Here is a 26,824-nt window from a genome sequence, read left to right as displayed (position 1 = left end):
TGTTATGAATAAAAAGAGAAGGGTCTAGTTTTCTCAAAATCTTGAATTTGATCCGAATGGCTCAGGATGAAATCGATATCATCATATCCATTGATCAAACAGGATTTTTTATAAGGGTTTATTTCGAACTCGAACGACTCTCCAGTAGCAGCTATGATAACCTTTTGCGCTTCTAGATCGATTTCAATTTTAGCCGTTGCATCAGCAAATACCGCTGCAAATATCTTTTCTAAAAACTCTTCCGGTACGGTGATTGGCAACACTCCGTTATTTAATGCATTTCCTTTGAATATGTCTGCAAAAAAGGAGCTGATTACGACATCGAATCCGTAATCTTGGATAGCCCAAGCTGCATGTTCCCGGGATGATCCACAGCCAAAATTCTTACCTGCTACGAGTACCTTTCCAGAATAGGTCGGGTTGTTCATGACAAAGTCAGACTTTGGCTGATTGTTACTATCGTAGCGCCAGTCACGAAACAGGTTGTCACCAAAACCATCTCTTGTTGTCGCTTTTAGGAAGCGGGCAGGGATGATCTGGTCTGTATCAATATTTTCAATGGGTAGTGGAACTACCGTTGACGTCAATTTTTCAAATTTTTTCATACTATATCAATTCTCTTACATCTACAACTTTACCAGTAATCGCTGCTGCTGCCGCAGTAAGCGGGCTTACCAGCATAGTGCGGGCATTCGGACCTTGGCGTCCTTCAAAGTTGCGGTTAGATGTCGAAACACAATATTTGCCAGCTGGAATTTTATCCTCATTCATACCCAGACAAGCCGAGCACCCTGGTTCACGTAGTTGGAAACCTGCTGCTTCAAATATTTTATCTATCCCCTCCTGCTTGGCTTGTGCCTCTACTTGTTTAGAGCCTGGGACAATCCATACTTCTACGCTATCTGCTTTTTGTTTGCCTTTGATAAAATCGGCTACTTGGCGCAAGTCCTCGATACGAGAGTTGGTACAGCTACCTATAAAGACGTAGTCTACCGGCTTGTTTAGCACCTGTTCGCCATCCTGAAAGCCCATATAGTCCAAAGCCTTTTGGTAGGACGGACGTTCGTTGTCTGGCTGTGAAACAGTTGTTGGGATTATTTCAGTCACACCTATACCCATTCCTGGATTGGTACCATAGGTAATCATCGGTTGGATGTCAGCGGCATCAAAGGTGAGGACTGCGTCAAAGTTAGCGTCGTCATCCGAATATAAGGTCGACCAGTAAGAGACAGCATTATCCCATTCTTCTCCTTTTGGAGCAAACTCACGGCCTTGGATATAGTCGAAAGTAGTTTGGTCTGGAGCTATTAATCCTCCACGTGCGCCCATCTCGATACTCATGTTACATACCGTCATACGTCCTTCCATACTTAAAGAACGGATTGCTGATCCTGCGAATTCAACAAAGTATCCTGTTCCACCGGCTGCAGTTGTTTTTGAAATAACGTATAAAATAATATCCTTAGCTCCTACACCTTTGCCTAGTTCCCCATTAACTTCGATTTTCATGGTTTTTGGCTTTTGTAAGAGTAGACATTGCGTTGCAAATACCTGTTCTACCTGCGATGTGCCGATACCAAAAGCAATAGCACCAAAGGCACCATGCGTCGATGTATGGCTATCTCCACAAACCATTGTTTTTCCAGGTAAAGTAATTCCCAACTCAGGACCAATCACGTGTACAATACCTTGGTAAGGGTGGCCCAAACCATAAAGCTCTACCCCGAATTCTTTGCAGTTTTTTGTCAGCATATCGACTTGATAGCGCGATAGCTCTTCTTTAATAGGTAAATGCTGATTTAAAGTCGGGACGTTGTGGTCTGCTGTAGCTACGGTCTGTTTTGGACGTAGTACAGGAAGCCCTCTTTTGCGTAGGCCGTCAAATGCCTGAGGTGAGGTCACCTCATGGATAAGATGGGTATCGATATATAACATATCAGGAAACCCTTCTTGTTGTTTGACAACATGCGCATCCCAAATCTTTTCTACTAATGTTTTTCCCATTTTCTCTCTTTCTTCTATATATGTTGTAATTTCAAAATGAGGATGAATTACAATAGTTGTAATTTCATCCTCATTGCGCACATTAAAATTACGAAATTTTTAAATTGTTTTAATAGTTTTCATCGCAGTCATTGCTTTACGCAATTCGCGACCTACTACTTCGACAGGGTGGCTACGTAATACCTCGTTGATTTGAACCAATTTTACGTTGTCTACACCTGCATCTTTTCCATCATTAAAGTTTTTACCAACTACATCGGTGTCGATTTTAGTCATAAAATCTTTTAATAGAGGCTTACATGCTTGGTCAAACAGGTAACAGCCGTATTCTGCTGTATCTGAAATAACACGGTTCATTTCAAACAGTTTTTTACGGGCGATTGTATTTGCAATTAATGGAGTTTCGTGTAATGACTCGTAGTACGCAGACTCCGGTTTAATACCTGCTTCAACCATCGTTTCAAAAGCCAACTCTACACCAGCTCTTACAAAAGCAACCATTAATAGATAGTTGTCAAAGTATTCTTGCTCTGCTATTTTGACATCGCCAGCAGGAGTTTTTTCAAATGCAGTTTCACCTGTTTCAGCTCTCCATTTCAATAGATTAGCATCGCCGTTATTCCAGTCTTCCATCATTGTCTTGCTGAATTCACCAGACATGATATCATCTTGATGTTTTTGGAATAATGGGCGCATAATACCTTTCAATTCTTCAGACAGCTCAAAAGCTTTTACCTTTGCTGGATTGCTTAAGCGGTCTAACATACCAGTTACCCCACCATGTTTCAATGCTTCAGTAATGACCTCTACACCGTACTGTACTAATTTGGAAGCGTACCCTGCATCGATTCCCTTTGCAATCATCTTATCGAAAGAAAGAATAGAACCTGTTTGCAACAAACCACAAAGGATTGTTTGTTCTCCCATTAAATCCGATTTTACTTCTGCAACGAAAGATGACTTTAATACACCTGCTCTATGACCACCTGTACCTACACAGTAGGCCTTAGCTTCTGCCCATCCTTTACCTTGAGGGTCATTTTCAGGGTGTACAGCGATTAGTGTTGGTACACCGAATCCTCTTAAATATTCAGCACGTACTTCTGATCCCGGACATTTAGGTGCTACCATGATAACGGTGATATCTTTACGGATTTGCATACCCTCTTCGACGATATTAAAACCGTGGGAGTACGATAAAGTCGCTCCTTGTTTCATCAATGGCATCACAGCATTGACTACAGATGTATGTTGTTTATCTGGAGTAAGGTTGATTACTAAATCCGCTGTTGGGATTAACTCTTCATAAGTACCTACAGTAAAGTTATTATCTGTTGCGTTTTTCCAAGAGTCTCTTTTTTGTTCAATAGCTTCTTTGCGTAGTGCGTAAGATACATTAAGCCCACTATCTCTTAAGTTCAAACCTTGGTTTAACCCTTGAGCTCCTGCACCTACGATTACTATTTTTTTACCTTTTAAAGCCTCCACGCCGTCTGCAAACTCGGACGAATTCATGAATTCTGCAATACCCAATTGATTCAATTGCTCTCTAAGAGGTAATGTGTTGAAATAATTTGCCATTGTTTTACTATTTAAAGTTTTTCTTTTTTAAGATTTAGTTATTTATTTTGATTATTCGGTTTTGCGCTATTGCGTACCCATAGTGTAGGTTATCATGCCCTGCGGACAATTGAATAACCTCTTCGATGCTTGTCATGGTCTCCTTGTAGGTGTCCGTAGCAAAGGGAACTATCTCCTTGAACACACCGGCATAGTAGTCCTTCTCAATTTGGGCTATACTTTCTAGTGCTAGCCTCTTTAGGTCATCCACTTCTTCCTGTGTGACACTATATGTCGGTTTTGACCCCTTCACATAGGATTTAAGGTATTTGACGCGATCTGTATCTGTGCTTATTCCAGTTCTCAAATAACATAGCGCCGGGGCGACCACGACAATGTGGCCAAAGTTCCAGATGATGTTATTGTTGAATCCGGCAGGAATCTCATTCAGTTGCTCCAATGTCAGGCTTTCGACTAGTCGAATGAAGGCTTTGCGTGTTTGTATTATGAATTTAAACGTATTTTCCATGTTATATATCAGTGATGTTGTTGTCAAGTTAAGAAGTTATGTAGTTAGAAAGTTATGTAGTTATCAAGGTATAACTTTGTAACCTCTGTAACCATATAACCTCATAAGCCCTGTAACCTTGTAGTCTTACATTGTAAACACTTGATCCTGTTGGTCTAAAAATTCGTTTTCGACGATATCTGGTGCTGGTTCTTCCCGTTCAAATTGTTTCAACTTGGCATGGAATCCTGCACTATCCTTAATGATAGCGATACGGGCTCCTCTCACAAACTCGATCAAACCATATTTTGTCAGTTCTTGGGTTAATCGATCGATTTCTTCTCGATGTCCCGCTGTTTCAAAGACAATATAATCCGGACGTATTACGACTACATTAGCACCATATTGACGTAATAAGCGCTCTACGTAGACTTTTTCGTTTACAACATCCGCTGGTACTTTGTATAGTGCCTGCTCTTGCCAGATCAATTCCTCATTGGTATTGAAGTACGCTTTTAATACTTCCACCTGTTTTTCAATCTGACGGCACAGTTTGCGGACCACCTCTTCGCCTTCTGATATTAGGATGGTAAAGCGGTGTATGCCTTCTACCTCTGAAGGAGAAGTGTTTAAGCTTTCTATATTGATTTTACGACGCGAAAATATATTCGAGATACGACCGATCATACCAATCGAATTCTCTGTATATATAGTGATGGTAAATTCTTGTTTTTCCATTTTATTTTAATCTTATTTCTGAGACACTCGTCCCTTGTGCAACCATTGGGAAAACATTGTTCTCTTTTCCGACCATAACTTCCAATAGGTAAGAGCTGTCATGGTTAAGCATCGTTTCTAAAGCACCACGTAGGTCTTTGCGCTCGGAGATTCTGTTCCCGTCGATATAGTACCCTTTTGCCACGGCAACAAAATCTGGACTGGTAATGTTGACGAAAGAGTAGCGCTTGTCATTGAAAAGCTGTTGCCATTGACGCACCATTCCTAAGAATTGGTTGTTCAAGATTAATATTTTGACCTTTGCTCCAAATTGCATGATGGTACCGAGTTCCTGTAGAGTCATCTGAAAGCCACCGTCACCGATGATAGCTATTACATCGCGATCCGGAGCACCATACCAAGCGCCTATAGCCGCAGGAAGCCCAAAGCCCATCGTTCCCAAACCGCCAGAAGTGACATTTGATTTAGATTGGTTGAACTTCGCATAGCGACAGGCTATCATTTGATGTTGACCTACGTCTGTTGTTATAATAGCGTTACCGCCTGTCAGTTCATTTAGTACGTTCACAACCTCGCCCATTGTTAGGATATCTCCTTTAGGGTGCAGTTCATCTTGGATCACCTCTTTGATCTCTTCGTTTTCTAGGTCTCGGAATTGTTGTAGCCAGTCGGCATGGTCACCTTTGTTGATTAATTCTGTCAATAAAGGCAATGTTTCCTTACAATTGCCCCATACCGGTACCGTTGTTTTTACGTTCTTATCGATTTCGGCAGGGTCAATGTCTAGATGCACGACTTTTGCTTGTTTGGCATACTTGTCGAGACGACCTGTAACACGGTCATCAAAACGCATTCCCACAGCGATCAGGACATCACACTCGTTTGTCATTACATTTGGAGCATAATTACCATGCATTCCTAACATTCCTACATGTAGAGGGTGGTCTGTTTCTAAAGCACTTAGTCCCATTACGGTTGTAGCTGATGGAAAACCTCCTTTTTCGATAAAGGATTTAAATTCCTGTTCTGCTTTTCCAAGTATGATTCCTTGTCCAAATAAGACAAAGGGTTTATTTGCCGAGTTGATTACTTCAGCAGCTTTTTGTATATATTCTTTTCTGACAATAGGAGCGGGGCGATACGAGCGGATATGTGTACATTTTTCATATCCAAGGTAATCAAACAGCTCTATCTGTGCGTTTTTAGTAATATCGATCAATACAGGGCCTGGACGTCCGGTACTAGCGACGTAGAAAGCTTTAGCTAACGCCGTAGGGATTTCAGAAGCCTCCGTTACCTGATAGCTCCATTTGGTGACAGGCGAAGTAATATTGATTACATCCGTCTCCTGAAAAGCATCTGTACCTAATAGAGAAGCAAATACCTGACCTGTAATACAGACGATAGGGTTACTGTCAATCATGGCATCAGCTAGTCCAGTGACTAGATTAGTTGCTCCAGGACCACTCGTCGCAAAAGCTACACCTACACGTCCAGAAGTACGTGCATATCCTTGTGCAGCATGAATTCCACCTTGCTCATGGCGTACCAAGATATGCTTCAATCGATCATTGTAGTCGTACAATGCATCATAGATTGGCATAATGGCACCACCAGGATAGCCAAACACGGTATCCACACCTTCGTGGATCAATGCTTCCAATACCGCCTGTGAGCCGGTCAATTGGGAGGCAGCCGTAGTAGTTTGGTTGTCCTTTTTTTCGGTTTTTTCCAGTGTACTCATTTTATTAGTTAGTATTTAGATATTAGTATTCAGTATTTAGATTAAGGAATAAGGAGCAAGGACAATAGATTAACCGGAAATCTTTGCTCTTTAATCTTTGCTCTTTTTTATAAATCCGTAACGCATCCCAGGGAAGCATTGGCAACCGTTTTTGCATATTTGTAGAGCACACCTTTGCTGACCTTCAGTTCGGGCTGTTTCCACGTACTGCGACGTTCGGCAATGGTCTCGTCAGATACTTTTAGACTTATGGTATTGTTTACGGCATCAATCTCGATGATATCATCGTCTTGTACAAGGCCGATAAGCCCGCCTTCATAGGCTTCGGGTGTGATATGTCCAACAACGAAGCCGTGTGTTCCACCGGAGAATCTGCCATCGGTAATCAACGCAACCGAGTTGCCCAGTCCCGCTCCGATAATCAATGACGTCGGTTTCAACATTTCTGGCATACCAGGAGCACCCTTAGGTCCTTCATTTTTAATAACGATTACATCTCCAGGTTTGATGCGGCCAGACGATACTCCTGCGACAAGGTCATGCTCTCCGTCAAATACACGGGCAGGACCTACGAATTTCTCACCTTCTTTTCCCGATATCTTAGCAACAGAACCTTGTTCGGCTAGGTTGCCATACAATATCTGTAAGTGACCGGTTTCTTTGATAGGCTTGTTCAATGGTCGAATGATAGGCTGTTCGTAGTCCATAATAGATTTCACACCCTCTAAATTCTCTGCCAATGTTTTTCCCGTTACAGTCAAACAATCACCATGTAGTAAACCTTCATCCAATAAATATTTCAATACAGCAGGTACCCCACCATAATTATGGAGGTCTTGCATTAGGTATTTGCCGGATGGCTTTAAATCTGCCAATACTGGTGTCTCATCAGACATACGTTGAAAGTCATCAGGAGTGACTTCTACCCCAACAGCATGCCCCATTGCGATAAAGTGCAAAACAGCATTGGTTGATCCTCCAAGTATCACAATCGTACGAATTGCATTTTCAAATGCTTTACGAGTCATGATATCAGAAGGTTTTATATCCTTTTCCAACAAAATGCGGATGTATTTTCCGGCTTCTAAACACTCTTTCTTCTTTTCTTCTGATACAGCAGGATTTGATGACGAATAGGGGAGACTCATACCCAAGGCTTCAATAGCCGAGGCCATCGTGTTTGCTGTATACATACCTCCACAAGCGCCTGCGCCAGGGCAGGTATGGCGTATTACACCATCATAATCCTCGTCAGAGATTGTTCCAGCTATTTTCTTCCCTAAAGCTTCAAAAGCAGATACAATATTCAATTCTTCGCCCTTGTAGTGGCCTGGGGCGATTGTTCCCCCGTATACCATAATAGCAGGGCGGTTCAGTCTTCCCATTGCCATGATTGCTCCTGGCATATTCTTGTCACAACCAGGGATAGCGACGACCCCATCATAGTATTGTCCACCACAGATGGTCTCGATACTATCTGCAATCACATCTCTGGATACCAAAGAGTAGCGCATGCCGTCGGTGCCGTTGCTCATACCGTCACTAACGCCTATAGTGCCAAATGTCAAGCCGACAAGCTCATTGGCCCATATGCCTTTTTTTACGATTTGTGCAAGGTCATTTAAATGCATGTTACAGGTGTTACCATCGTAGCCCATACTTGCAATTCCTACTTGTGCTTTATCCATATCAGCATCGGTTAGGCCGATGCCATAAAGCATTGCTTTAGCCGCAGGCTGCGTCTCGTCCTGCGTGAATATTCTACTGTACTTGTTTAATGTCTTCCCGTGATCAGATGATGACTTCATAATTTTCTTGTTCTAAGACTAAGTTTTTGTATTTTCTTTGAATAGATGCGCCGATACTATGTTCCCACTCTTCTTTGTAGATCACATGATCGACTTGTTTTATGCCGATAATCTCAGCTGCAGTTCCGCTCAAAAAAGCAGAATCTGCGCTGTATATATCTTGGATGGTTAGTTTTTTTTCTATAATGTCAAACCCTAATTCTTTGCAGATATTGATGACTGTCTGACGTGTGATTCCTGGAAAAACATTTTCCAATGGAGGGGTGAAAATCTTGAAATCCTTTTCGATAAATAAATTTTCACTTGAGGCCTGAGCGACAAACCCCTCTTGATCCAATAAAAGTGCTTCGTCGAATCCGTGGCCTATCGCATCGCTTGTTGCCAATATTGAATTAATATATTGACCTGAGGCTTTAGCGTCAATAGGGAATGACCTCGGGTTTGGACGTTCGATCGATGAGATATTTACGCGTAATAGATTTTGACCAAGGTAGGGACCCCACTCCCAGGCAGCAATCATAATACTGGCTTGGTCAGAAGATGTAAGGTGCATATTCGAGCCGGAGAATATCAATGGTCTGATATAGGCGGCTCTCAGGTTGTTGGCCTCCAAAAGTTCATAGCTTTTTTCGATCAGCGTACGATTATTCCATGTATAAGGGAGTCTCAACGCTTCACAAGACTTTCTCAAACGTTCAAAATGAGCTTCAGCTTTGAAAATACGCGTTCCATTGTGTGTGTTGTATGCGCGTAAGCCTTCAAAGGCTCCATAACCATAATGTAGGGACTGGCCGAACAGATCGACTCCAGCCTGATTTGCTTTTACAAATTCACCATTAAGATAGACCAATGTGTTTTGATTATAGTACTGCATACGTTACTTTTTTTAGGATAATTCGCGTCTCTCCAAAGTTGTTTTATTTCTTCCCATTATTCACATCCTCAAGTTAGCTCGATTTAAAATTCTATACAATAGGCAAATAGAGTATTTTGAAAAAGTTTATTATTTCAACCAAGCCCTTTTATTTTGATTTATAATTTGATTTGTATTTTTTTAACGAAATATTATTTTGTTTAATGTGAACCGTATTTAAAATTGGTTCATTTTTATTGAAACGTTAGTTTTTGGAAAAAGAGACAAATTCTTCTTAAAAAGGCAAAAGTGCTGTAAATTCTTTTCCGAAAACGCACCGATTACGGCCATAAAAAAAGCCCTTAAAACTTGAAGTTCTAAGGGCTTTTTCTGATCGTTTCTTTTTCTTTTATTCTTGCACAATTCCTTCCGCTAAAACGATGATATTGTTGTCCTTAACTTCAACCACACCACCTTTAATAATAATGACATGCTCGCCACTAATATCTTTAATAATGACTTTTCCGTCGTCTAGCGTAGACACAATAGCAGCGTGATCCTTCAAAATTTGGAAAGAACCCGCCGAACCTGGTACCGTAACTGCAGTCACGTCGCCTTCGTAAGCTAATTTGTCTGGTGTTATTATTGTTAATTTCATTCTTTGATAGTATTAAGTAGTTAGTACTTAGTATTTAGAATATATTTTCTAATGGATAGTAAGACAAGATATCTAACTACTATATACTAAATACTACCTACTCTATATTAAACTGCTTCTGCTAATAATTTCTTACCTTTCTCGATAGCATCTTCAATTGTACCTACCAAGTTGAAAGCTGCTTCTGGGTATTCATCTACCTCACCGTCAATGATCATATTGAATCCTTTGATCGTGTCTTTGATGTCTACCAAACAACCTTTAAGACCTGTAAACTGTTCTGCTACGTGGAATGGTTGTGATAAGAAACGCTGTACACGACGTGCACGGGTTACAGTCAATTTATCTTCATCAGATAATTCGTCCATACCCAAGATTGCGATAATATCTTGAAGTTCTTTATAACGTTGTAAGATTTCTTTTACGCGTTGAGCTGTGTTGTAGTGCTCATCACCCAATACTGCTGGAGATAAGATACGCGATGTAGAATCCAATGGATCCACTGCTGGGTAGATACCTAGCTCAGAAATTTTACGTGACAATACTGTTGTTGCATCCAAGTGAGCGAATGTTGTCGCTGGAGCAGGGTCAGTTAAGTCATCGGCAGGTACGTATACCGCTTGTACCGAAGTGATTGAACCGTTTTTAGTAGAGGTAATACGCTCTTGCATTAGACCCATTTCTGTTGCTAATGTCGGTTGGTAACCTACCGCTGAAGGCATACGTCCTAATAAAGCGGATACTTCAGAACCAGCTTGTGTGAAACGGAAGATATTATCGATAAAGAATAATACGTCACGTCCTTTTCCTTCGCCTTCACCATCACGGAAATATTCCGCTACTGTAAGTCCTGACAATGCTACACGAGCACGTGCCCCAGGAGGCTCGTTCATCTGACCGAATACGAATGTACATTTTGAGTCTTTCATCAACTCTTCATCTACCGTATTCAAAGGCCATTCTCCTTTTTCCATTCCTTCCATGAAATGATCACCGTATTTAATAATACCTGATTCTAACATTTCACGAAGTAAGTCATTACCTTCACGTGTACGCTCTCCAACTCCGGCGAATACAGAAAGACCACCGTGTCCTTTAGCGATATTGTTGATTAATTCTTGGATTAATACTGTTTTACCTACACCAGCACCACCGAACAATCCGATTTTACCACCTTTAGCATAAGGCTCTAGAAGGTCAATTACTTTGATACCTGTAAAAAGTACCTCAGATTCTGTAGATAGATCGTCAAATTTAGGCGGAGTGTTGTGGATAGACCGTCCATTAGTTCTGTCCAATTCACGAAGGCCGTCAATCGGCGAACCGACAACGTTAAATACACGACCTTTGATTTCTTCACCAACAGGCATTTTGATCGGCGCACCAGTATCAACTACTTTCATGCCACGTACCAAACCTTCTGTTGCATCCATCGCAATCGTACGAACACGCTCTTCACCAAGGTGTTGTTGAACTTCTAAAACGACACGCTGTCCATTTTCTTTTTCAATGTACAATGCATCGTAAATCTTAGGAAGATTTTCATTGTCGGCAAAGTTGACGTCAACCACTGGGCCGATAATCTGCGCTATTTTACCAATATTGGGCATATTATAGGGACTAAAATTTATTAATCTATTTATAAACAGCTATTTTCATAGCTGTATTTTGGAATGCAAAAATAAGGTATATCTATTTAAAAGCAAAACATATAAAAAAATAAATAGTAAGTTTTTTTAGGCCTGTTTAAGAATCTCTTTTTAACTGTTCATCTAATAGTTGTCTTTTGAGCAGTTGTTCTTTTTCCATTGCTTTCTTTTTATATTGTTGGAACTCATTCTGAGTCTCTTCAGCGGTCTTTTGGTGTTCTACCGTATCTACTTTTGCTTTACGGAATGATACTAACATAGAGAAGAAGCCTATACCCAATACAGCAATAATAATCCATACTGTGGTGTGGTAAGCGCTCTTTGCAAAATCTATCCCTAGAAAAGAGATACTATCTGTTCTTTGTTTTTCGACCTGTAATTCGGATTGGACAGTTTGAAGAGAGTCCTTTAATCCCGTTACAGTAGCTACAGACGAAGAAGAACTGTTCTTCAAAGAAGCGATTTCTTTGGTGTATTTTGAGATAGAGTCATTTACATTCTTCTGTATGATTTCTATGTTAGATTTTCTGATGATTTTAAAGTCAGCGTCTTGGGACTTGGACTGTGCTAGCAAAACTTGAAACTGTGTGTTAAGGTTTAAGTCTGATTGTAATTTTTGCTGCAAGGTCAACTGCGCGAAAGTACTTGTGGTTAGAAAAAGAAAAACTAAAGATAAAATAGATTTATACATGCTTTGAATAGATAAATGATGTTAATACATTTATAAATGTCCTAAATAAAATTATTTAATACAAAAAAATAAAACAATAAATAAAACTTTCATGATTCCATTGAGTCATCAACGGACATGAAAGTTCTTAATGTCTATTAAAAACAGACACTTTCATAAAAAAAGCCTTTAAATCGTACGGTTTTCAGTACGATTTAAAGGCTTTAAGGGGATTGTTTTATTTTGATTTTATTTCTTCAGCACCGGTAGTGGGTATTCTTTCATGATGCCTGTAACCGTCTTCGGTAATTCGTTAATTGCCTTTTCTGGTTCATTGACTTCTGTAGTACCTCTTGCCTGCCAGATTACACTGTTTGTCTTGCGGTCTATAGCTTCGAATATAAGGTGTCCGTAGCGTACACGCTCTTTAGCTACAGGGTAAGAGCCACCATAGTAGCCTCCCCAACCCCAGTAACCTCCCCAGCCCCAAGGACCACCCCATCCCCAGCCTCCGTAATAAGGAGTACTATATACGATTCTACTCTTATTATTGACAATAGCTATGTATCGAAATAGAATGTCAGGGTTTTCTTTTGAATACGTCAGACCACGTGCCTCTATTTCTTTATTAGCTGTAGTCATGATATTACCCTTGGCAATATCGTTATTATAATAATCCTTTGATAAGGAATCCACCGGTTCTAACCAGCCATATGTCTTGAACTGGTTGAAATCAAGATTTTGAACCCGTGTTGTATGGTACTTGTGCGACGAACACGATGCGAACGCTAAAAGTACAAATGCTGTTAGAAATATTACTATTTTGTGCATAACTAATCCTAATTATATACCTTATGACACGCTGTTATTCAAAAGGTTTAATGCTTAATACGAAAATTTTGCAACTAATGGCATTTGTCTTCCAGAACCAAAAGCTTTTGGGCTCACTCTTAATATGGGAGGTGCTTGAAAACGCTTAAATTCGGCATTATTGACCAATTTTGTAATACGTTGTACAAGCTGCTCGTCAAAACCTAATTTGACAACTTCTGATCCCGACTTTTCGAGTTCAATCAATTGGTACAAAATGGCATCTAGCATCTCATAATCTGGTAGTGAATCCGAATCTTTTTGGTCGGGACGTAGCTCTGCCGAAGGAGGTTTTACAATAGTGTTTATTGGAATAATTTCCTTCTCCCGGTTGATATAGGATGCCAATTTATAGGCCTGTGTCTTATAGACGTCGCCAATTACACTTAGCGAGCCAGCCATATCACCGTACAGTGTGCCATACCCTACAGCCGCTTCGCTTTTGTTGGAGGTATTAAGGAGAATATGCCCCAATTTATTGCTGATGGCCATCAATAGGGTACCCCGCGTACGTGCCTGTATGTTTTCTTCGGTGGTGTCTGCCTTTAACCCGACGAAAGCTTCCTGTAACGTATCTTCAAAGGATTGTGCTATTTCCTTGATCGGCAATACAAGGTGTTGGCATCCGGTATTATCGACGAGGTCCATCGCATCTTTTATAGAATGTGTAGTGGAGTATACAGAAGGCATCAGGACCGCAAGGACATTCTCAGCCCCTAAAGCCTCTACGGCCAATGCTGCCACTATAGCAGAGTCTAATCCGCCAGAAAGACCAAGCACTGCCTTCTTAAAACCGGATTTAGCAAAGTAATCTTTTAGCCCCAATAATAGCGCTTGGTGTATACTCGCTATCTCTCCTAGCTTTGCAGGCTGCGGTACTGCTGTTGTTTGCAGATCTCCATGCTCCAATGTCACATACTGTAGGTCTTCATCAAAAGCGTTAAGCTCTTTTATGACTTCTGCGCTTTTGTTCATTGCCAGCGAACGGCCATCAAATATGATGTCTAGATGTGCTCCAATTTGATTGACATATATTAGGGGCGCATTTGCTTTTAGTACGTTGTTGCTTAATACCGATATACGTTTGTCAAAATGGATATAAGAGAAAGGAGAGGCTGCAATATTAATAATCAGATCCGGCTTCTCTTGCGCTAGTTCCAGCATGAGATCTCCTTTGTAGGAATTATCGTGGTCGTTGTCCCAAAGGTCTTCACAGATCGTAAGCGCTATTTTTTTTCCTTGTAGCTCGATACACTGTATGTTGTGGTTTGGCTCAAAGTAACGATATTCATCAAATACATCATAGTCAGGAAGGAGGGATTTCTTGCGACAGTCTGTGATTTGCCCTTTAGTGATAACTATAGCGGCATTGGAGAGCTGTTTTCCTTCTTCGTACGCATTGCGAATAGGGGCACCGATGATGCAGTCTATGGTATCACAGTGTGTAGCTATCTGTGATAAAGATTGTTGGCATTGGTCCAGAAAAACAGCATTTCTTAATAGATCCTTGGCAGGATAACCTCCGATGGCCAGTTCTGCAAATACGATGACATCGGCTTGTTCCTGCTTTGCACGGGCTATTGCTTTTATGATTTTCTCTTCGTTCTGCTCAAAATTACCAATATGATAATTGAGCTGTGCTAATGCTATCTTCATCTGTTTATACCTAATAGTTATGAACGGTTTGCCTAAAACAATAGTCCTAGGTTCAATGCGACAAATGAACTTTTAGGAGAGCCGTCTTTCATTGTCCGTGTAAAACCGTTGTTAAAAGTGAGGCCAGTCATTACGGCCATGTCATTGCCTATTTTCCATTCGGCACCGCCACCAATTTGTAAGCCCAAGCGGAATAGATCTGCACTCGTTGTCTCTTTGTTTTTATTTTCAAGTTGTTCCTTTGAAGATACTTTGACCCCTGCGGTAAAGCCAAACTGACCATAAAAACGTCCAAATTCGTTTGGTGTACTCTTCAGCTTTATAGATAATGGGACATCCACATATTTAAGAGAAAGGTCTTTGTATTTTGGAATTGCGGGATCGTTGTTTTCTACGCTTCTGAAAGCGGGTTCTACACGGCTATTAATGGTGTTGATCAATAATCCTGTGGAGAAATAATAGTTTTTTGCGAAGCCTAAATCTGCAACTAAGCCGTAAGAAAAGCCAAGTTTGGCACTGCCTTCTTGATCATTTTCATAGCGCAACCAGCCCACATTGGGATTTATCGCCAGACCTAAGCGTATATTTTTTTCTCTCCCATAATAATAGCTTTGCGCTTGAGATTGGGAAGTGGATAGGAGTGCAAAAAATAGGATGACGAAAGGAAATAAACGCTTTGTGAAATTAACCATAGTTTTTAATTGTTATATAAATTATATTTTTGTGTCTTAAGTCGATTGCTATGTATCTGAAAACACTACAAAAATATTCCTTTTTTTTAATTAATGCTTGTTTCATTGTCATAATAACTTCTTGTAGCCAAACAGATATAGTGCGCAGGCCTGATGTATCTAAGGTGGATGTCGTTGTCAAGATAGATCGTTTTGACCAGGTATTTAATACCCTTAAAGAAGCAGATATTCCTGTTAAGAATAAACAGTTGCAACAGGAATACCCTTATTTCTATTTCGACTATTTGACACAGATGCTTGAAGTAGGGAATCCCAAAGATACACTACTACTGAAGGAGAACCTGGTACAGGTGTTGAAGAAAAGGGATTTTATTGACCTAGCAGATGCTGTAGCCAAAAAATATCCGAACCTGAAGCAGCAGGAAAAGGAATTGACACAGGCTCTTAAGTATGTAAAGTATTACTTTCCGGATTATAATATACCTCGTTTTATAGCCTTTATGGGTGGTTTCTCTTTCCAAACACCGATAGGGGAAGATTATGTGGGGATAGGCTTGGATATGTTCTTGGGAGCCGACTCTAAGTTCTACCCGGCATTGGTCCGTTCTATACCGCTGTATATGTCTCGTCGATTCACCCCGGAGAATATGACGCCTCGGGTTGTGGAAGCTATTTTGAGGGAGGAGCTTTTACCACAGGACAATCTCAATCAAAATACATTGCAGCACATGGTGTATAATGGCAAGATATTGTATGCCATGGATGTTATGCTTGAATCAGCTTCTGATGAGACCAAGATTGGCTATACAGTCGAGCAACTTGCCTGGGCCAAGAAGTATCAAGCCGATATTTGGGCCTGGTTTCTGCAGGAAGGATTACTCTATGATACGGATTATTTAAAGACACAGAAATATTTTACCGATGCACCTTTTACACCTGAACTTGGTGGAAATAATGAGTCTGCCCCAAAATTAGGTTCGTATATCGGCTGGATGATGGTGCGCAAGTTTATGGAGCGCAATCCTGAACTTGATCTTGTTGCGCTTTTCCGCGAGAATGATGCACAAAAGATATTGGAGCAGTCGAAGTTTAAGGGCAAGTAATAAGCTTACCCCTAGACTGTAACTGTACCAGCATAAATGCTGTCGACGATTCGACTGCTATGGTCGACAGCGACAAATCCCAGATGTATGTGATAGACTTTTCCGTTTGAACCGGAAGATATATGCATCTGTTCCTGCTTATCTATCAATGTTTTGTGTAGGGTATGTCCTTGTATATCATTTGTATTTGAATCGGGAATAGCCACAAATAGTGAACGAAAGGAATGTAGCTCTAAATCTCTGACAATTGTTGGGTTGTAATCCCAATTGCAAGTGAGTACTCCTTCTTCATAAGCCAGTGTCACATCTTTTAGAGGAGATGTTATCCCTTTACTGATGTGAAATAACGAATGATCGATGTAAAAACCGTCATCATCAGATTGTACTACGTTATGTAAGGTATAGGACATAGCCGAGTTAAAGGCGGTCCGGTTTGGCTCATAATTATGAAAACCAAGCCTTATGGCACTACTTAGCGGACTCAGGTAATTCTGTACAAATCCAAATTTGCCTCGGTTTTTCTTTTCGTCGATAGATAGCTCGCGATTCTTGTTGACCTTAGGTCTGCTCCGAACGCAGTCTTTATCTTTCCATTTGTAAAATACTAAAGGTCCGATTTTCCCGCTGGCAGATCCCATGGGGCCATTTTTTGTTCTTCCCATGTTGTTTTAAGTTTAACTAGCTGATACTAATATACTAATATCTAGGGGATAAGTTATTACTAAGTTATTTTTTAAAAAGTAATAGACCAGGATATAATTAGGAAATAACAGGTATTTTATTCGACTTTATCCGAATGAAGTCCCTGTTATCTCCGAATAAAGTCCGTATGGAGTCCCTATTATCTAATAAGAAGTACCCTACTTGGTATCAAGGTGAACCTTAGAAGGCTAGAGAAAGATTTAGACGGTAAAAGGTTAAGTAAAAATAAAAGCCGCACCTGATTTTATCAGATACGGCTCTTACTTTTAGAAGATATCTTGTTTTACTTTGGAGGATTGAAATCTCTTAATTTGAGTACTTCAATTTCGAATTCAAGCGGAGAATTAGCAGGTATACTTCCTGCCGCTCTATTTCCATACGCATAGTAGGAAGGGGTTATTATTCTAAATTTAGCACCCTCTTGGGCTCCTTTTTCGAAAATCATTCCTAAATTGATTTCCTTTGACTCCACTGTAACCTTTTTAGGGTAGAAAGCCATTAACCAAGCCGTGATAACAGATCCTTGGCCACTGGTTAAACTCATATACAGGGGTAGTTCTGTTCCTACTGCTGGATCTTTAGTTTGGTCAAATATAGTTCCATTGCTTATAAGTTTGCCTTTATAATTAATTGTACCTTCTGTCCAGATCCATTTTTGATTTAAAGTATCCTTTAACGGGTATTTATAGTTTGCTTCTTCTGGAGATTCCATAACCTCATACCATATGCCTGTTGTTTCGTGTTGAACAGCATTTGGGTAGTTCTTTTTTACATAGGCTTCTATGATCGGTTTTTCCACTTCAAGTTGGGCAACAGGGTCGAATGTCTCTTGGTTTTTGTTACAGGAACTGACAAGGACCAGTAGACTGATCATAAAGCTAATGTACGCTAGTGCTTTTTTCATTTTTGTATTATTTAATGCCTAAAATAACAAAAGAGAAGATATAATCTTCTCTTTTGTTTATAAATGTATTTGAAAATTATTGAATACTCAACACTTCAAACTCGTATACTAATGGAGAATTTGCTGGGATGTCTTTTAAAAAGGTAGTTCCATCAGCCTTTTTTTCCACGTTGCGATGTGCATATAATGATGGAGAAATTACACGGATTTTACTTCCCTTTTTTAATCCGTTTTTAGTTAATCCGTTTAAAGGAATACTGTTTGAATTGTTTTTTACAGCATAAGGAATAAATGAAAAATACCATGCAGACGTAAAGACTTTAGACTCACTTGAAAATGGAGGTATATCATAGTTACTTCCTTCTAAATCTGATTCTACAATAGTGTTGTCCAATAATCGTGCTGTATATTTTAGTTTTACTTTAGCAGGTTTTACAACATAGTTGTACCCTGAAGTAGTAAGTTCCCACGTATAAGCTTTATCGTCTTCTTCTGTTGGAGCACTCAAAACTTCGTACCAGAATCCTCTTTTAACTTTCTTCTCTAAAACTTGGTATGGGACAAGTAATGTGTCTTCTTGTACTAAACTTCCAAAATTGGCTTGCACATATTCTTCAATATCAAGTTTTTCTTTAGACAATTGGAGATCAAATGCTTTTTCTTGCTCTAATACACGTTGTTTTTCTCCTTCATAATCATAATCGTCGCTCTTATTACACGATACGAACACAACTGCTCCAACTGCAGCAAATAATACTGTCTTAAATAGATTTTTCATTGAATGTAAATTGTTTTTAATGGCAATGAATCTTTCATAAATGAAGGTTTCATTAGATATAAATAATTTTTTAGTGGCAATATGTAAAAGTGGGTCTCTCTCCTCTATGTACATATCTTTATTCAAAATTGTTGTTTAGGTCTTAAAACGATAAAAATAATGATAGCGCTACACAAATATGTTAAAATTAGTAAAATTTTAACAACTCGCTTGTAATGAGTCTGTTTGTTTTGTCGTTTGACGTAATTTTTTGATTAAGCCAGTTATAAATCTACTTTTTCAAGTGTATCTAATAATTCTTCTAGTTGAGCAGGGGGTAATACGCCTCCGTGACGGAAAACAACCTGATAGTCTTTATCTAATAGTATCCAGGTAGGATAAGCCAGTTTGTGTGGACCATTTAAGGTTAATGCCAGTTCATGTGTGCCGATATTAGCACCTGTAGGCTTGTATGCATAATCTTTCTCTTGAAAACGGATGGTTTGCTTGCTTTCAGCATCAAACTCTACGTAATAAAATAGATTGCTTTTCTCCATGAACTTCTTGTTTTTAAGCACCTGTTGTTTTTGCATCTGACAGTACTGGCACCAGTCAGTAGAAAGTAGGATAAGGACAGGTTTTGGTTCATTCGCTAATAAGCTATCCACTTTTGTAATGGATGTCGGCTTTGTTTGAGCATGACTAATGACAACGGTTAATAATCCGCTGACTGTAAGAAGTATGAAAATGATTTTCTTTATTGCTGTCCCCATGATGTTTTGCTGTTTTAAGAATAAAGTGCCCAAAAATATTTTTGGGCACCTTTCTATTTACATGTTACTAAAATAAATTATAGCGAACCCCTAAGAATCCACGTATTCCTTGGTTTGGCCCATAGACATAGTTCGGGTCAAAAGGAGGGAGTTTAGAGTCTTCAATTTTTTCAAATGGGTCATGTGCACGTGAAATCAAGAAAGGAAGTCCCTTTGTTGGTGTCCAGTTCAATAGATTTTTGACTCCTCCAAATACCTCAAAGCCATTCTTGAAGTGTTTGGTCAATTGGATATTCTGTATACTGAATAGTTTTGATTTGTCTGGACGCGGATCTATATAGTTATTGGCTGGATCTGCTTCATCTTTGGTCGTTAATACAGGCAAGCGCATTGGACCTATAGCATTTCCGGTGTAGTCAATGCTTAGTCCAATTGGTTTTATATTGTATCCGATGGTCCAGGTGCCCATAAATTTCTCCGTTAGCATTTGCCAGGTTCTTTCCCCGTTCTCTTCGCTGTATACATCCATCAACGTACCACCGATCATGGCTTTTAGACCACTATGGTGTGCCCAGTCTAGATTGAGGGATATTCCTTTAGATACAGCATGACCATCGAGATTGGAATAGATGATTTTTTTAACATCAGTTTCGTAATCAGGAATGATCTTGTTATTGAAGTATGTGTAAAATGTTGAAGCATCTATAGCGAAGACAGAACCATTGTCGGAGTAGAATTTTTTGACATAGTTAATATTAGCATTCCAAGAAGTCTCAGGTTTTAGATCCTCTTCAAATACGACATCGCGCGCACCAGTCAAAGCAGCGTGATCTTCGGTAAAGACATTGGCTACCCGGTATCCATTACCAATACCTACACGTAGCACTTGGCTCTTGTCTTGCGAGTTCCATTTATAGTTAGCACGTGGTGAGACTATGCTTCCATGTATGGAGTTGTAGTCGTAACGGGCACCTAAGAGCAATTTGTGCTGCGGGTGGAATGTAATTTCGTCCTGTACGAATAAACCTGGTAAGTGTGTATGTGAGGTCTCATCTGTAGCAGGGGTGTTGTCCTTGTAATAGGTATATCGATAGGCAAGTCCAGTTAATAAGTCATGATTTTTTAACGTTTTATTCCAGGTTAGCTGTCCAAAGAAAATGCGTTGGTCCGCCATATAAGGAGTGTTACCATAGTAGCTGTTCTGGTTATGCCCATTAGCACTTACCGAAAGGGAGAAGTTCTCGCTGCCCGGTAGGTCATAAATACCCATTACTTCCCAGCGCTTGGTATAGATACTCTCTGCATATACCTCTTCTCCACCGCGGTATTTTTTATTCCATTGCATCTCTCCACCCCAACGGTCTTCGTATACGTATCGACCTGCTACAGAGAATGTTTTATTGTCTTTGCGGGCAAAGTTCCATTTGTTGAAGATCGATAGACGGTCCTGTAGTGTGACATCTGTGAAGTTGTCATTGTTTTTGTCAATCGGATTTGAGTAGTTAAAATAGTTTATCCCCAATAGCGATTGAGCAGAGCCTATATTAAATTTCCCGCCAAGATCTAGATTGTACTCTTGCCAGGTTGTTCCAAAAGCTTCTAAACTGAACTTGGGCGCATTGGATGGTGCTTTGGTGATTACGTTGATCAAACCGCCTACAGCCTCACTACCATAAAGTGTTGATGCTGGACCTTTGACAATCTCTACGCGTTCGATCAGCGCTTGTGGTATACCATTCAATCCATAGACGGTCGATAGTCCTGAGACGATTGGCATACCGTCGATAAGAACCATCGTATAAGGCCCTTCTAGACCATTGATGTGGATATCTCCTGTATTACAGATACTACAGTTGATCTGTGGGCGGACGCCATTGATGTTCTGTAAGGACTCAAAGATAGTCGGGGCAGGGTTCGCTCTGAAAAATTTGGCCGAGTAGACTTCCACTGGAATTGGGCTTTCGAGTTTGGATACTGCTTTTAATGTTCCCGAGACCACTACCTCGTCAAGGTTGCGGTTGTCTTTGGCTAGTGTAAATATGGTTCCGCTTTGGTATGAACTTTTTTCAATAGCTTCCTGTATGGACAGGTAGCCTATCGCTCTAATGGATAGTTTCGCTTTCGCAGTAGGGAGTGGGAGTTCAAATTTCCCGTCAGGTGCAGTTTTTGTGCCATTACTGCTTCCTTCTAGTCGTACAGTTGCGTTTTCCACGGGTTTGCCGTCGGCATCATGGACGTACCCCATTATTTGTTGTGCGTAGACACTTAGGTTGAAACATAGTATAGATACGGCTGTGATTAAGCCATAGTAAAATTTAGACATAATTAATGTGTAATGCTTGTTATTAGCTAATAAAATGTTAATACGTTTGGTATAAGGTATATTTATAAAGGGTACTATAGGCTATATGCCTATAGGTATTGCAGAAATAGCCTGTACCACTAGTGTCCTATGACATAAAATTCAGTACGGGGCATATCGTTCCCTTGTATTAGAATATACTTATCCGAGATTATACACTGAAAGCATGTATAATGGGTGTTGACTCCGTCAAAGACAGAGAGTCGCTAAGCAAGCATTGGAGGTCCTCGGAGGTAGGTGTCGAGGTCTTTGGTAAAATGGTAAGTTTTGGAATAAACCGCGTATGTAGTATAGTTGAACTCCTGAAAAAAAGGAACTTCAACAATAGTAAATACGGGTTCAATGAACGCACCTTGAAAAACAACATTGAGGAACTGAATCTCCGCGTCGTTTTTGTGGTGGTGTTTGTCTTTTTTCTTGGTAAAATCGTAAGGGTGAATGTGTGTTATAATTTCACCCTTAGAGGTTACCTCTTTGTGCATAAAGACTATTCCACTGATGACAATGACAGACATCCACCCCGCTAGGAGGTAGGCAAATAGGCTGCGATATCTAGAAATAGTGTTTAGCAATATGTTATTAATTACTTAATTAAACGGTTGTGGTCATCTGGAAAAACCAATCTAGGTTGGTGTGTCCGTGCTTCTTCCCGATCCATTAGGGCATAGGAGATAATGATTACAATATCCCCAACCTGTACCATTCTAGCCGCAGCTCCATTCAGACAAATCGTGCCCGAACCACGTTCTCCTGGGATAACATAGGTTTCTAAGCGTGCACCGTTATTGTTGTTTACAATCTGCACTTTTTCATTTGCCAGAATATCTGCAGCTTCCATCAAGTCTTCGTCGATGGTGATGCTTCCCACATAATTCAATTCGGCCTGTGTGACACGGGCACGGTGAATCTTCGACTTCATTACTTCAATCATCATAATACAAAATTAGCTTTTATCTCTTTAAATGTTAGTGATTAAATGTTACTTAATCGTTACATATTTAATAGCATGTTGTCTATTAGTCTTACTCCTTCTATCCAAGCTACTACCAGGGCAACATACTTTTTGTTGTTATCCTTGTCGGTTGCTTGTTGTAGTGTGCGGGTCTCGCATATCGCAAAATACTCCAGTGTAATCTCTGGTTGTGTATTTAGCTTTGCTATAGCTTCCTGTTGTAGCTGTTCAATAGACGTGTTGGCGAAGTTGTTTTTGGTCTCATCCAGAACGTTGAACAATACCAAAGCTTCCTCTTTGCCCTTTTCTGAGAGTCTACTGTTTCTTGAGCTGAGTGCCAGCCCTTTTTCACTTCGTACTATCGGACATATGTTTAAGGTTACTGGAAGCTTTTTGAGGTCTATCATCCGTTGGATGACCATGACCTGTTGAAAGTCTTTTTGACCAAAGCAAGCGATATGTGGCTGTACTAAATGGAACAGTTTATATACAATCTGTGTGACACCTTGAAAATGTCCTGGTCTTTGTGCTCCCTCCCATAATGTATCCAATTCGCCGAGATCTATTGACCAGTGTTCGTTGGCTGTAGGATACATTTCGTCGACCGAAGGTAGAAAAAGTATATCACAGGCTTCACTTTGCAGTAAAGCGATGTCATTTTCGATGGGTCTTGGATATTTCTCGAGGTCCTTAGGGTCGTTGAATTGTGTCGGGTTTACAAATATACTGCATACGACGATGTCCGCTACGGTCTGTGCTTCTCGTATCAGTGAAAGATGGCCCTCGTGTAAAGCACCCATCGTAGGGACTAATGCAATCTGCTTGCCGGCCTCCCGTAATGTCTGCAAATGAGCTTGAAGGTCACTTTTTGTACTATATATTTCCATGGATACTATGGTAAAATAGGGGGCAAAATTGCATAATATATTTGGATTTAGAAAGGTCTAATTTTTAATGAATTGTAAAAATTAGATATTATTCGTATCTTTGTACACCGATTTTACTGTTCAAATAAATAAAAAAAGCAATTGGAGATGGCAAAAACGAAAATATTGTTTGTTACCCACGAGATGTCGCCTTTCCTTGAAATAAGTAAAATTTCTGAAATAACACGCCAATTACCACAGGCTATGCAGGAAAAAGGATTTGAAATCCGCATTCTTATGCCTCGCTTTGGTAGTATTAATGAGCGCAGAAATCGTCTTCACGAGGTGATAAGGTTGTCGGGAATGAATATAGTGGTGGATAATAACGATAATCCATTAATCATTAAAGTAGCTTCTTTACCTGCGGCGCGTATGCAGGTTTACTTTTTGGATAACGAGGAGTACTTCCAAAGGAAGAAGATATTTAGGGATGAAGGAGGAAAGTTCTTTGGTGATAACAATGAGCGGTCTTTGTTCTTCTGCAAAGGTGCCTTGGAGACAGTCAAGAAATTGGGATGGTCTCCAGATGTTGTACACTGTCATGGATGGTTTACAGCAATGATACCTCTGTATTTAAAAAAGGTGTATCATGATGATCCTACCTTTAAGGATGCGAAAGTTTTCTATTCACTGTTTAATGAAGAGAAAGATTTTTCAGGACCGGATACTATGGGTACGAAGTTGGCCGAAATGGCTGCTGATGAAGATGTAACCAAAGAGGATGCTGCGGTGTATGGCTCTGGAAGTTATGCAGATGTCTACAAGGGCGCATTGACCTATACGGACGTTGTGGTAATGGCGGATGATAATCTAGATAAAGATGTACTTCAGTTTGTAGAGGATCAGAAGATCCGGGTGTTCAAACCGGAGTCAGCAGAGGATTATGAAAACTTTGCTACATTATATGAAGAGTTTGCTTCGGAAGAAGTAGAAGCTTAAAAGGATAAAAAAAAGCGGGCTATCATTTTGATAGCCCGCTTTTTTTATGTCCTAGTCTAAGAGCATTCTTTTTGATATCGTGCTGTGTCTATATTTGTTAAGCTTGGGATAAATCAGTAATTTGGTCTAAACTAATAATAAACTAGAACCAAAATCATGATGCATCCTAATGAAGATATGGCCTTGCTTAGGGCTATTATATCCGGAAAGGAATGGGCTTTGAAAGTTATTTATGACCGGTATGCTAATCGTGTCTATAAACTTTCGTTCGTGTTATTGAAGGATACTGGCTGGAGTGAGGATATTGTTCAGGAGGTGTTTATTAAGTTTTGGGATAGTAGGGAAAGGTTAGATCTAAATGGGGATGTCTGGAGATTGTTGTATGTAATCACCAAACGAGCTTCTTTAAATAAGATAAGAGATGTCGGTAGGTCTAATGTAGATCTTGAACGGATGTGGCAAAATGTCTCGTGTTTAGCAGAGAGTGTACACGAAGTTTTTATAGCAAAAGAACTGAATACTCATCTAGGTAAACTTTTGGAGCAATTGCCAGTTCGTCAACGTGAAGTATTGAAGCTTAGTCGTGAACAAGGTTTTACACATCAACAAATAGCAACTCAACTTGGTGTATCACCAAATACGGTTAAGAACCATCTGGTACAGGCACTAAAACGAATAAGAAAATTTACCTAAATTATTTATTAATTAAAAAAGTGATTTTTTGACTAGTCCTCTTTTGGGAATTTAGTGTTCTATATATAAACGACTATTTTTTAGTTTTTTAGTATAGATCATTATGAATGAGTTGAGACTTAAGTTACTCTTAGTAAAATATGCAGATAATACCATTTCGAAATCTGAATTGGTAGAGTTATTGGCAGAGTTGAACAGGGGAGATCTAGATTACATTTCTAATTTAGTGGAAGATTATGAACCTGATGCCCTAGACGGTCTTTTTGAGTTTACCGATAGTCCTCATTTTGATCAAGAGCAAGGCTTTTACAGATTAAAAAGAAACCTCAACTTAAATAAAGCAAAGACTAAAAGAATTGTCGTAAAAATTATAAGTGGCATCGCAGCATCGCTATTGATTGCTTTAGGAATTTATATCTTTTATGCTGCCCCTTCCGAAACCTTAGATAGTCTCGCGGATGCAGATATTACATTACCAGATGAAAATCATGCAACGGTCACCTTGGTAGACCATACGAAATACTCCCTATTACATACGCCTAAAGAGATACTAGCTAAAGAAGGAATTCAGGTGATTAGAGATCAGGATGGTAAGGCAGTATTTAAAATTTCTGAAACAGACGAACCAGAATTGAATTACAGGAAAATTAAGGCGGCAAAAGGTATGGATGCAAAAGTGTTGCTTTTTGATGGAACGGCTGTATTATTAAACTCAAGCTCTAGTTTAACTTATCCATCAAGATTTTTAAACTCAGGTAGGTCTGTTGTTATAGAAGGAGAAGGTTTTTTTGAAGTGGCACATAACGCATTACAACCCTTTGTCGTTTCTGCTGGTATTAGCCATATTAAAGTGTTAGGGACGACATTTAATGTAGCAACTAATATCGTAGATAATAAAGTCTTAACAACCTTGGTTTCTGGAAGTGTAGAGGTTTCTACAAATTGGGATAAAGTAAGGATTAAACCCGGGATGCAATCTGTTTCAGATAACCTGTCTGGTGAGTTGTCTCATAAAGAAGTACTCATCCAAGATGTGCTCGCCTGGAAAGAGGGTTATTTCCGTTTTAATCGAGATGATATAGCTACGGTCCTTGACAAGATCAAAAATTGGTATGAGATAACCGATTATGAAATTCGGGGTAAATCTAAGGACCATTTTACTGGTAGTATAAAACGGACGCAGAAATTGTCAGATATACTAAAACAACTCGAAAAGATATCCAATTATAAATTTAAAATTGTGGGAAGGAGGGTAGTTGCTATGTCTTAGAAGTCTTTTTGTAAAAAAAGGAAGTGCTACCAA

At 39.7% G+C, this 26,824-nt stretch carries 26 protein-coding genes; 4 read left to right on the top strand and 22 right to left on the bottom strand.

What is annotated here, in order from left to right:
- Positions 1-2: 2 nt before the first annotated feature.
- The 14 genes from leuD to CLV99_RS16655 all read right to left on the bottom strand — a co-directional run bounded on the left by leuD (position 3) and on the right by CLV99_RS16655 (position 15,410).
- Positions 3-605 (bottom strand): 3-isopropylmalate dehydratase small subunit, encoded by a 603-nt coding sequence (gene leuD / locus CLV99_RS16720; RefSeq protein WP_133585666.1) that lies wholly within the window; start codon positions 603-605, stop codon positions 3-5.
- Between the two features lies 1 nt (position 606).
- Positions 607-2,004, bottom strand: coding sequence for a 3-isopropylmalate dehydratase large subunit (gene leuC, locus CLV99_RS16715; protein ID WP_133585665.1), 1,398 nt, complete (start codon positions 2,002-2,004; stop codon positions 607-609).
- A gap of 99 nt (positions 2,005-2,103) precedes the next feature.
- A complete protein-coding gene (ilvC, locus tag CLV99_RS16710; RefSeq protein WP_133585664.1) occupies positions 2,104-3,585 on the bottom strand; it encodes a ketol-acid reductoisomerase in 1,482 nt (493 codons plus the stop codon).
- A 34-nt stretch (positions 3,586-3,619) separates the two neighbouring features.
- Positions 3,620-4,093, bottom strand: coding sequence for a DinB family protein (locus tag CLV99_RS16705; protein WP_133585663.1), 474 nt, complete (start codon positions 4,091-4,093; stop codon positions 3,620-3,622).
- A gap of 126 nt (positions 4,094-4,219) precedes the next feature.
- On the bottom strand, positions 4,220-4,810 hold the full coding sequence (gene ilvN, locus CLV99_RS16700) for an acetolactate synthase small subunit (RefSeq protein WP_133585662.1): 591 nt from the start codon (positions 4,808-4,810) through the stop codon (positions 4,220-4,222).
- Position 4,811: 1 nt separating this feature from the next.
- Positions 4,812-6,554 (bottom strand): biosynthetic-type acetolactate synthase large subunit, encoded by a 1,743-nt coding sequence (ilvB, locus tag CLV99_RS16695; protein ID WP_133585661.1) that lies wholly within the window; start codon positions 6,552-6,554, stop codon positions 4,812-4,814.
- Between the two features lie 107 nt (positions 6,555-6,661).
- Positions 6,662-8,362 carry a dihydroxy-acid dehydratase gene (ilvD, locus tag CLV99_RS16690; protein ID WP_133585660.1) on the bottom strand — a complete coding sequence of 567 codons (1,701 nt, stop codon included), beginning with the start codon at positions 8,360-8,362 and terminating at the stop codon, positions 6,662-6,664.
- On the bottom strand, positions 8,346-9,236 hold the full coding sequence (locus CLV99_RS16685) for a branched-chain amino acid transaminase (RefSeq protein ID WP_133585659.1): 891 nt from the start codon (positions 9,234-9,236) through the stop codon (positions 8,346-8,348). Before CLV99_RS16685 ends, ilvD begins: the two co-directional genes overlap by 17 nt.
- Before the next feature lie 388 nt (positions 9,237-9,624).
- Positions 9,625-9,873, bottom strand: a complete 249-nt coding sequence (gene atpC / locus CLV99_RS16680) for an ATP synthase F1 subunit epsilon (protein ID WP_133585658.1) — start codon at positions 9,871-9,873, stop codon at positions 9,625-9,627.
- 107 nt (positions 9,874-9,980) lie between these two features.
- On the bottom strand, positions 9,981-11,483 hold the full coding sequence (gene atpD, locus CLV99_RS16675; protein ID WP_021071269.1) for a F0F1 ATP synthase subunit beta: 1,503 nt from the start codon (positions 11,481-11,483) through the stop codon (positions 9,981-9,983).
- Between the two features lie 136 nt (positions 11,484-11,619).
- Positions 11,620-12,213, bottom strand: coding sequence for a hypothetical protein (locus CLV99_RS16670; protein ID WP_133585657.1), 594 nt, complete (start codon positions 12,211-12,213; stop codon positions 11,620-11,622).
- A 228-nt stretch (positions 12,214-12,441) separates the two neighbouring features.
- Positions 12,442-13,023, bottom strand: coding sequence for a DUF4136 domain-containing protein (locus tag CLV99_RS16665; RefSeq protein WP_133585656.1), 582 nt, complete (start codon positions 13,021-13,023; stop codon positions 12,442-12,444).
- 54 nt (positions 13,024-13,077) lie between these two features.
- Positions 13,078-14,718 (bottom strand): NAD+ synthase, encoded by a 1,641-nt coding sequence (locus CLV99_RS16660; RefSeq protein WP_133585655.1) that lies wholly within the window; start codon positions 14,716-14,718, stop codon positions 13,078-13,080.
- 32 nt (positions 14,719-14,750) lie between these two features.
- A complete protein-coding gene (locus CLV99_RS16655) occupies positions 14,751-15,410 on the bottom strand; it encodes a porin family protein (protein WP_133585654.1) in 660 nt (219 codons plus the stop codon).
- A gap of 50 nt (positions 15,411-15,460) precedes the next feature.
- Between CLV99_RS16655 and gldB the strand changes: the two genes are divergently transcribed.
- Positions 15,461-16,513: a gliding motility lipoprotein GldB gene (gene gldB / locus CLV99_RS16650; RefSeq protein WP_133585653.1), complete on the top strand. Its 1,053-nt coding sequence runs from the start codon at positions 15,461-15,463 to the stop codon at positions 16,511-16,513.
- A gap of 11 nt (positions 16,514-16,524) precedes the next feature.
- Here gldB and CLV99_RS16645 read toward each other — a convergent pair whose 3' ends face one another.
- The 8 genes from CLV99_RS16645 to panC form a co-directional block, all read right to left on the bottom strand.
- The gene (locus CLV99_RS16645; RefSeq protein WP_133585652.1) at positions 16,525-17,175 is read right to left on the bottom strand and encodes a DUF6266 family protein; all 651 of its coding nucleotides are present in this window, start codon (positions 17,173-17,175) and stop codon (positions 16,525-16,527) included.
- 323 nt (positions 17,176-17,498) lie between these two features.
- The gene (locus tag CLV99_RS16640) at positions 17,499-18,119 is read right to left on the bottom strand and encodes an FKBP-type peptidyl-prolyl cis-trans isomerase (protein ID WP_133585651.1); all 621 of its coding nucleotides are present in this window, start codon (positions 18,117-18,119) and stop codon (positions 17,499-17,501) included.
- A 76-nt stretch (positions 18,120-18,195) separates the two neighbouring features.
- Positions 18,196-19,011, bottom strand: a complete 816-nt coding sequence (locus tag CLV99_RS16635) for an FKBP-type peptidyl-prolyl cis-trans isomerase (RefSeq protein WP_211348561.1) — start codon at positions 19,009-19,011, stop codon at positions 18,196-18,198.
- Positions 19,012-19,160: 149 nt separating this feature from the next.
- The gene (locus CLV99_RS16630; RefSeq protein WP_133585649.1) at positions 19,161-19,649 is read right to left on the bottom strand and encodes a thioredoxin family protein; all 489 of its coding nucleotides are present in this window, start codon (positions 19,647-19,649) and stop codon (positions 19,161-19,163) included.
- A gap of 67 nt (positions 19,650-19,716) precedes the next feature.
- A complete protein-coding gene (locus CLV99_RS16625) occupies positions 19,717-21,972 on the bottom strand; it encodes a TonB-dependent receptor (protein WP_133585648.1) in 2,256 nt (751 codons plus the stop codon).
- 245 nt (positions 21,973-22,217) lie between these two features.
- Positions 22,218-22,583 (bottom strand): hypothetical protein, encoded by a 366-nt coding sequence (locus CLV99_RS16620; RefSeq protein WP_133585647.1) that lies wholly within the window; start codon positions 22,581-22,583, stop codon positions 22,218-22,220.
- An 11-nt stretch (positions 22,584-22,594) separates the two neighbouring features.
- Positions 22,595-22,945 carry an aspartate 1-decarboxylase gene (panD, locus tag CLV99_RS16615; RefSeq protein ID WP_133585646.1) on the bottom strand — a complete coding sequence of 117 codons (351 nt, stop codon included), beginning with the start codon at positions 22,943-22,945 and terminating at the stop codon, positions 22,595-22,597.
- Between the two features lie 56 nt (positions 22,946-23,001).
- Complete coding sequence (gene panC / locus CLV99_RS16610) at positions 23,002-23,850, bottom strand: pantoate--beta-alanine ligase (RefSeq protein ID WP_133585645.1); 849 nt, start codon at positions 23,848-23,850, stop codon at positions 23,002-23,004.
- A gap of 147 nt (positions 23,851-23,997) precedes the next feature.
- Here panC and CLV99_RS16605 point away from each other — a divergent pair, with 147 nt between their 5' ends.
- The 3 genes from CLV99_RS16605 (at position 23,998) to CLV99_RS16595 (ending at position 26,791) form a co-directional block, all read left to right on the top strand.
- Entirely contained in the window at positions 23,998-24,828 is an 831-nt protein-coding gene (locus CLV99_RS16605; RefSeq protein WP_133585644.1) for a glycogen/starch synthase, read from the top strand.
- A gap of 156 nt (positions 24,829-24,984) precedes the next feature.
- A complete protein-coding gene (locus CLV99_RS16600; RefSeq protein ID WP_133585643.1) occupies positions 24,985-25,521 on the top strand; it encodes an RNA polymerase sigma factor in 537 nt (178 codons plus the stop codon).
- A gap of 103 nt (positions 25,522-25,624) precedes the next feature.
- Complete coding sequence (locus tag CLV99_RS16595; RefSeq protein ID WP_133585642.1) at positions 25,625-26,791, top strand: FecR family protein; 1,167 nt, start codon at positions 25,625-25,627, stop codon at positions 26,789-26,791.
- Positions 26,792-26,824 lie beyond the last annotated feature (33 nt).

Origin of the sequence: Sphingobacterium yanglingense (genome assembly GCF_004363245.1) — a bacterium.
GTDB classification, from domain to species: domain Bacteria; phylum Bacteroidota; class Bacteroidia; order Sphingobacteriales; family Sphingobacteriaceae; genus Sphingobacterium; species Sphingobacterium yanglingense.
Note: the sequence above shows the minus strand (reverse complement) of the source record. Positions and strands in the feature narration are given on the sequence as shown.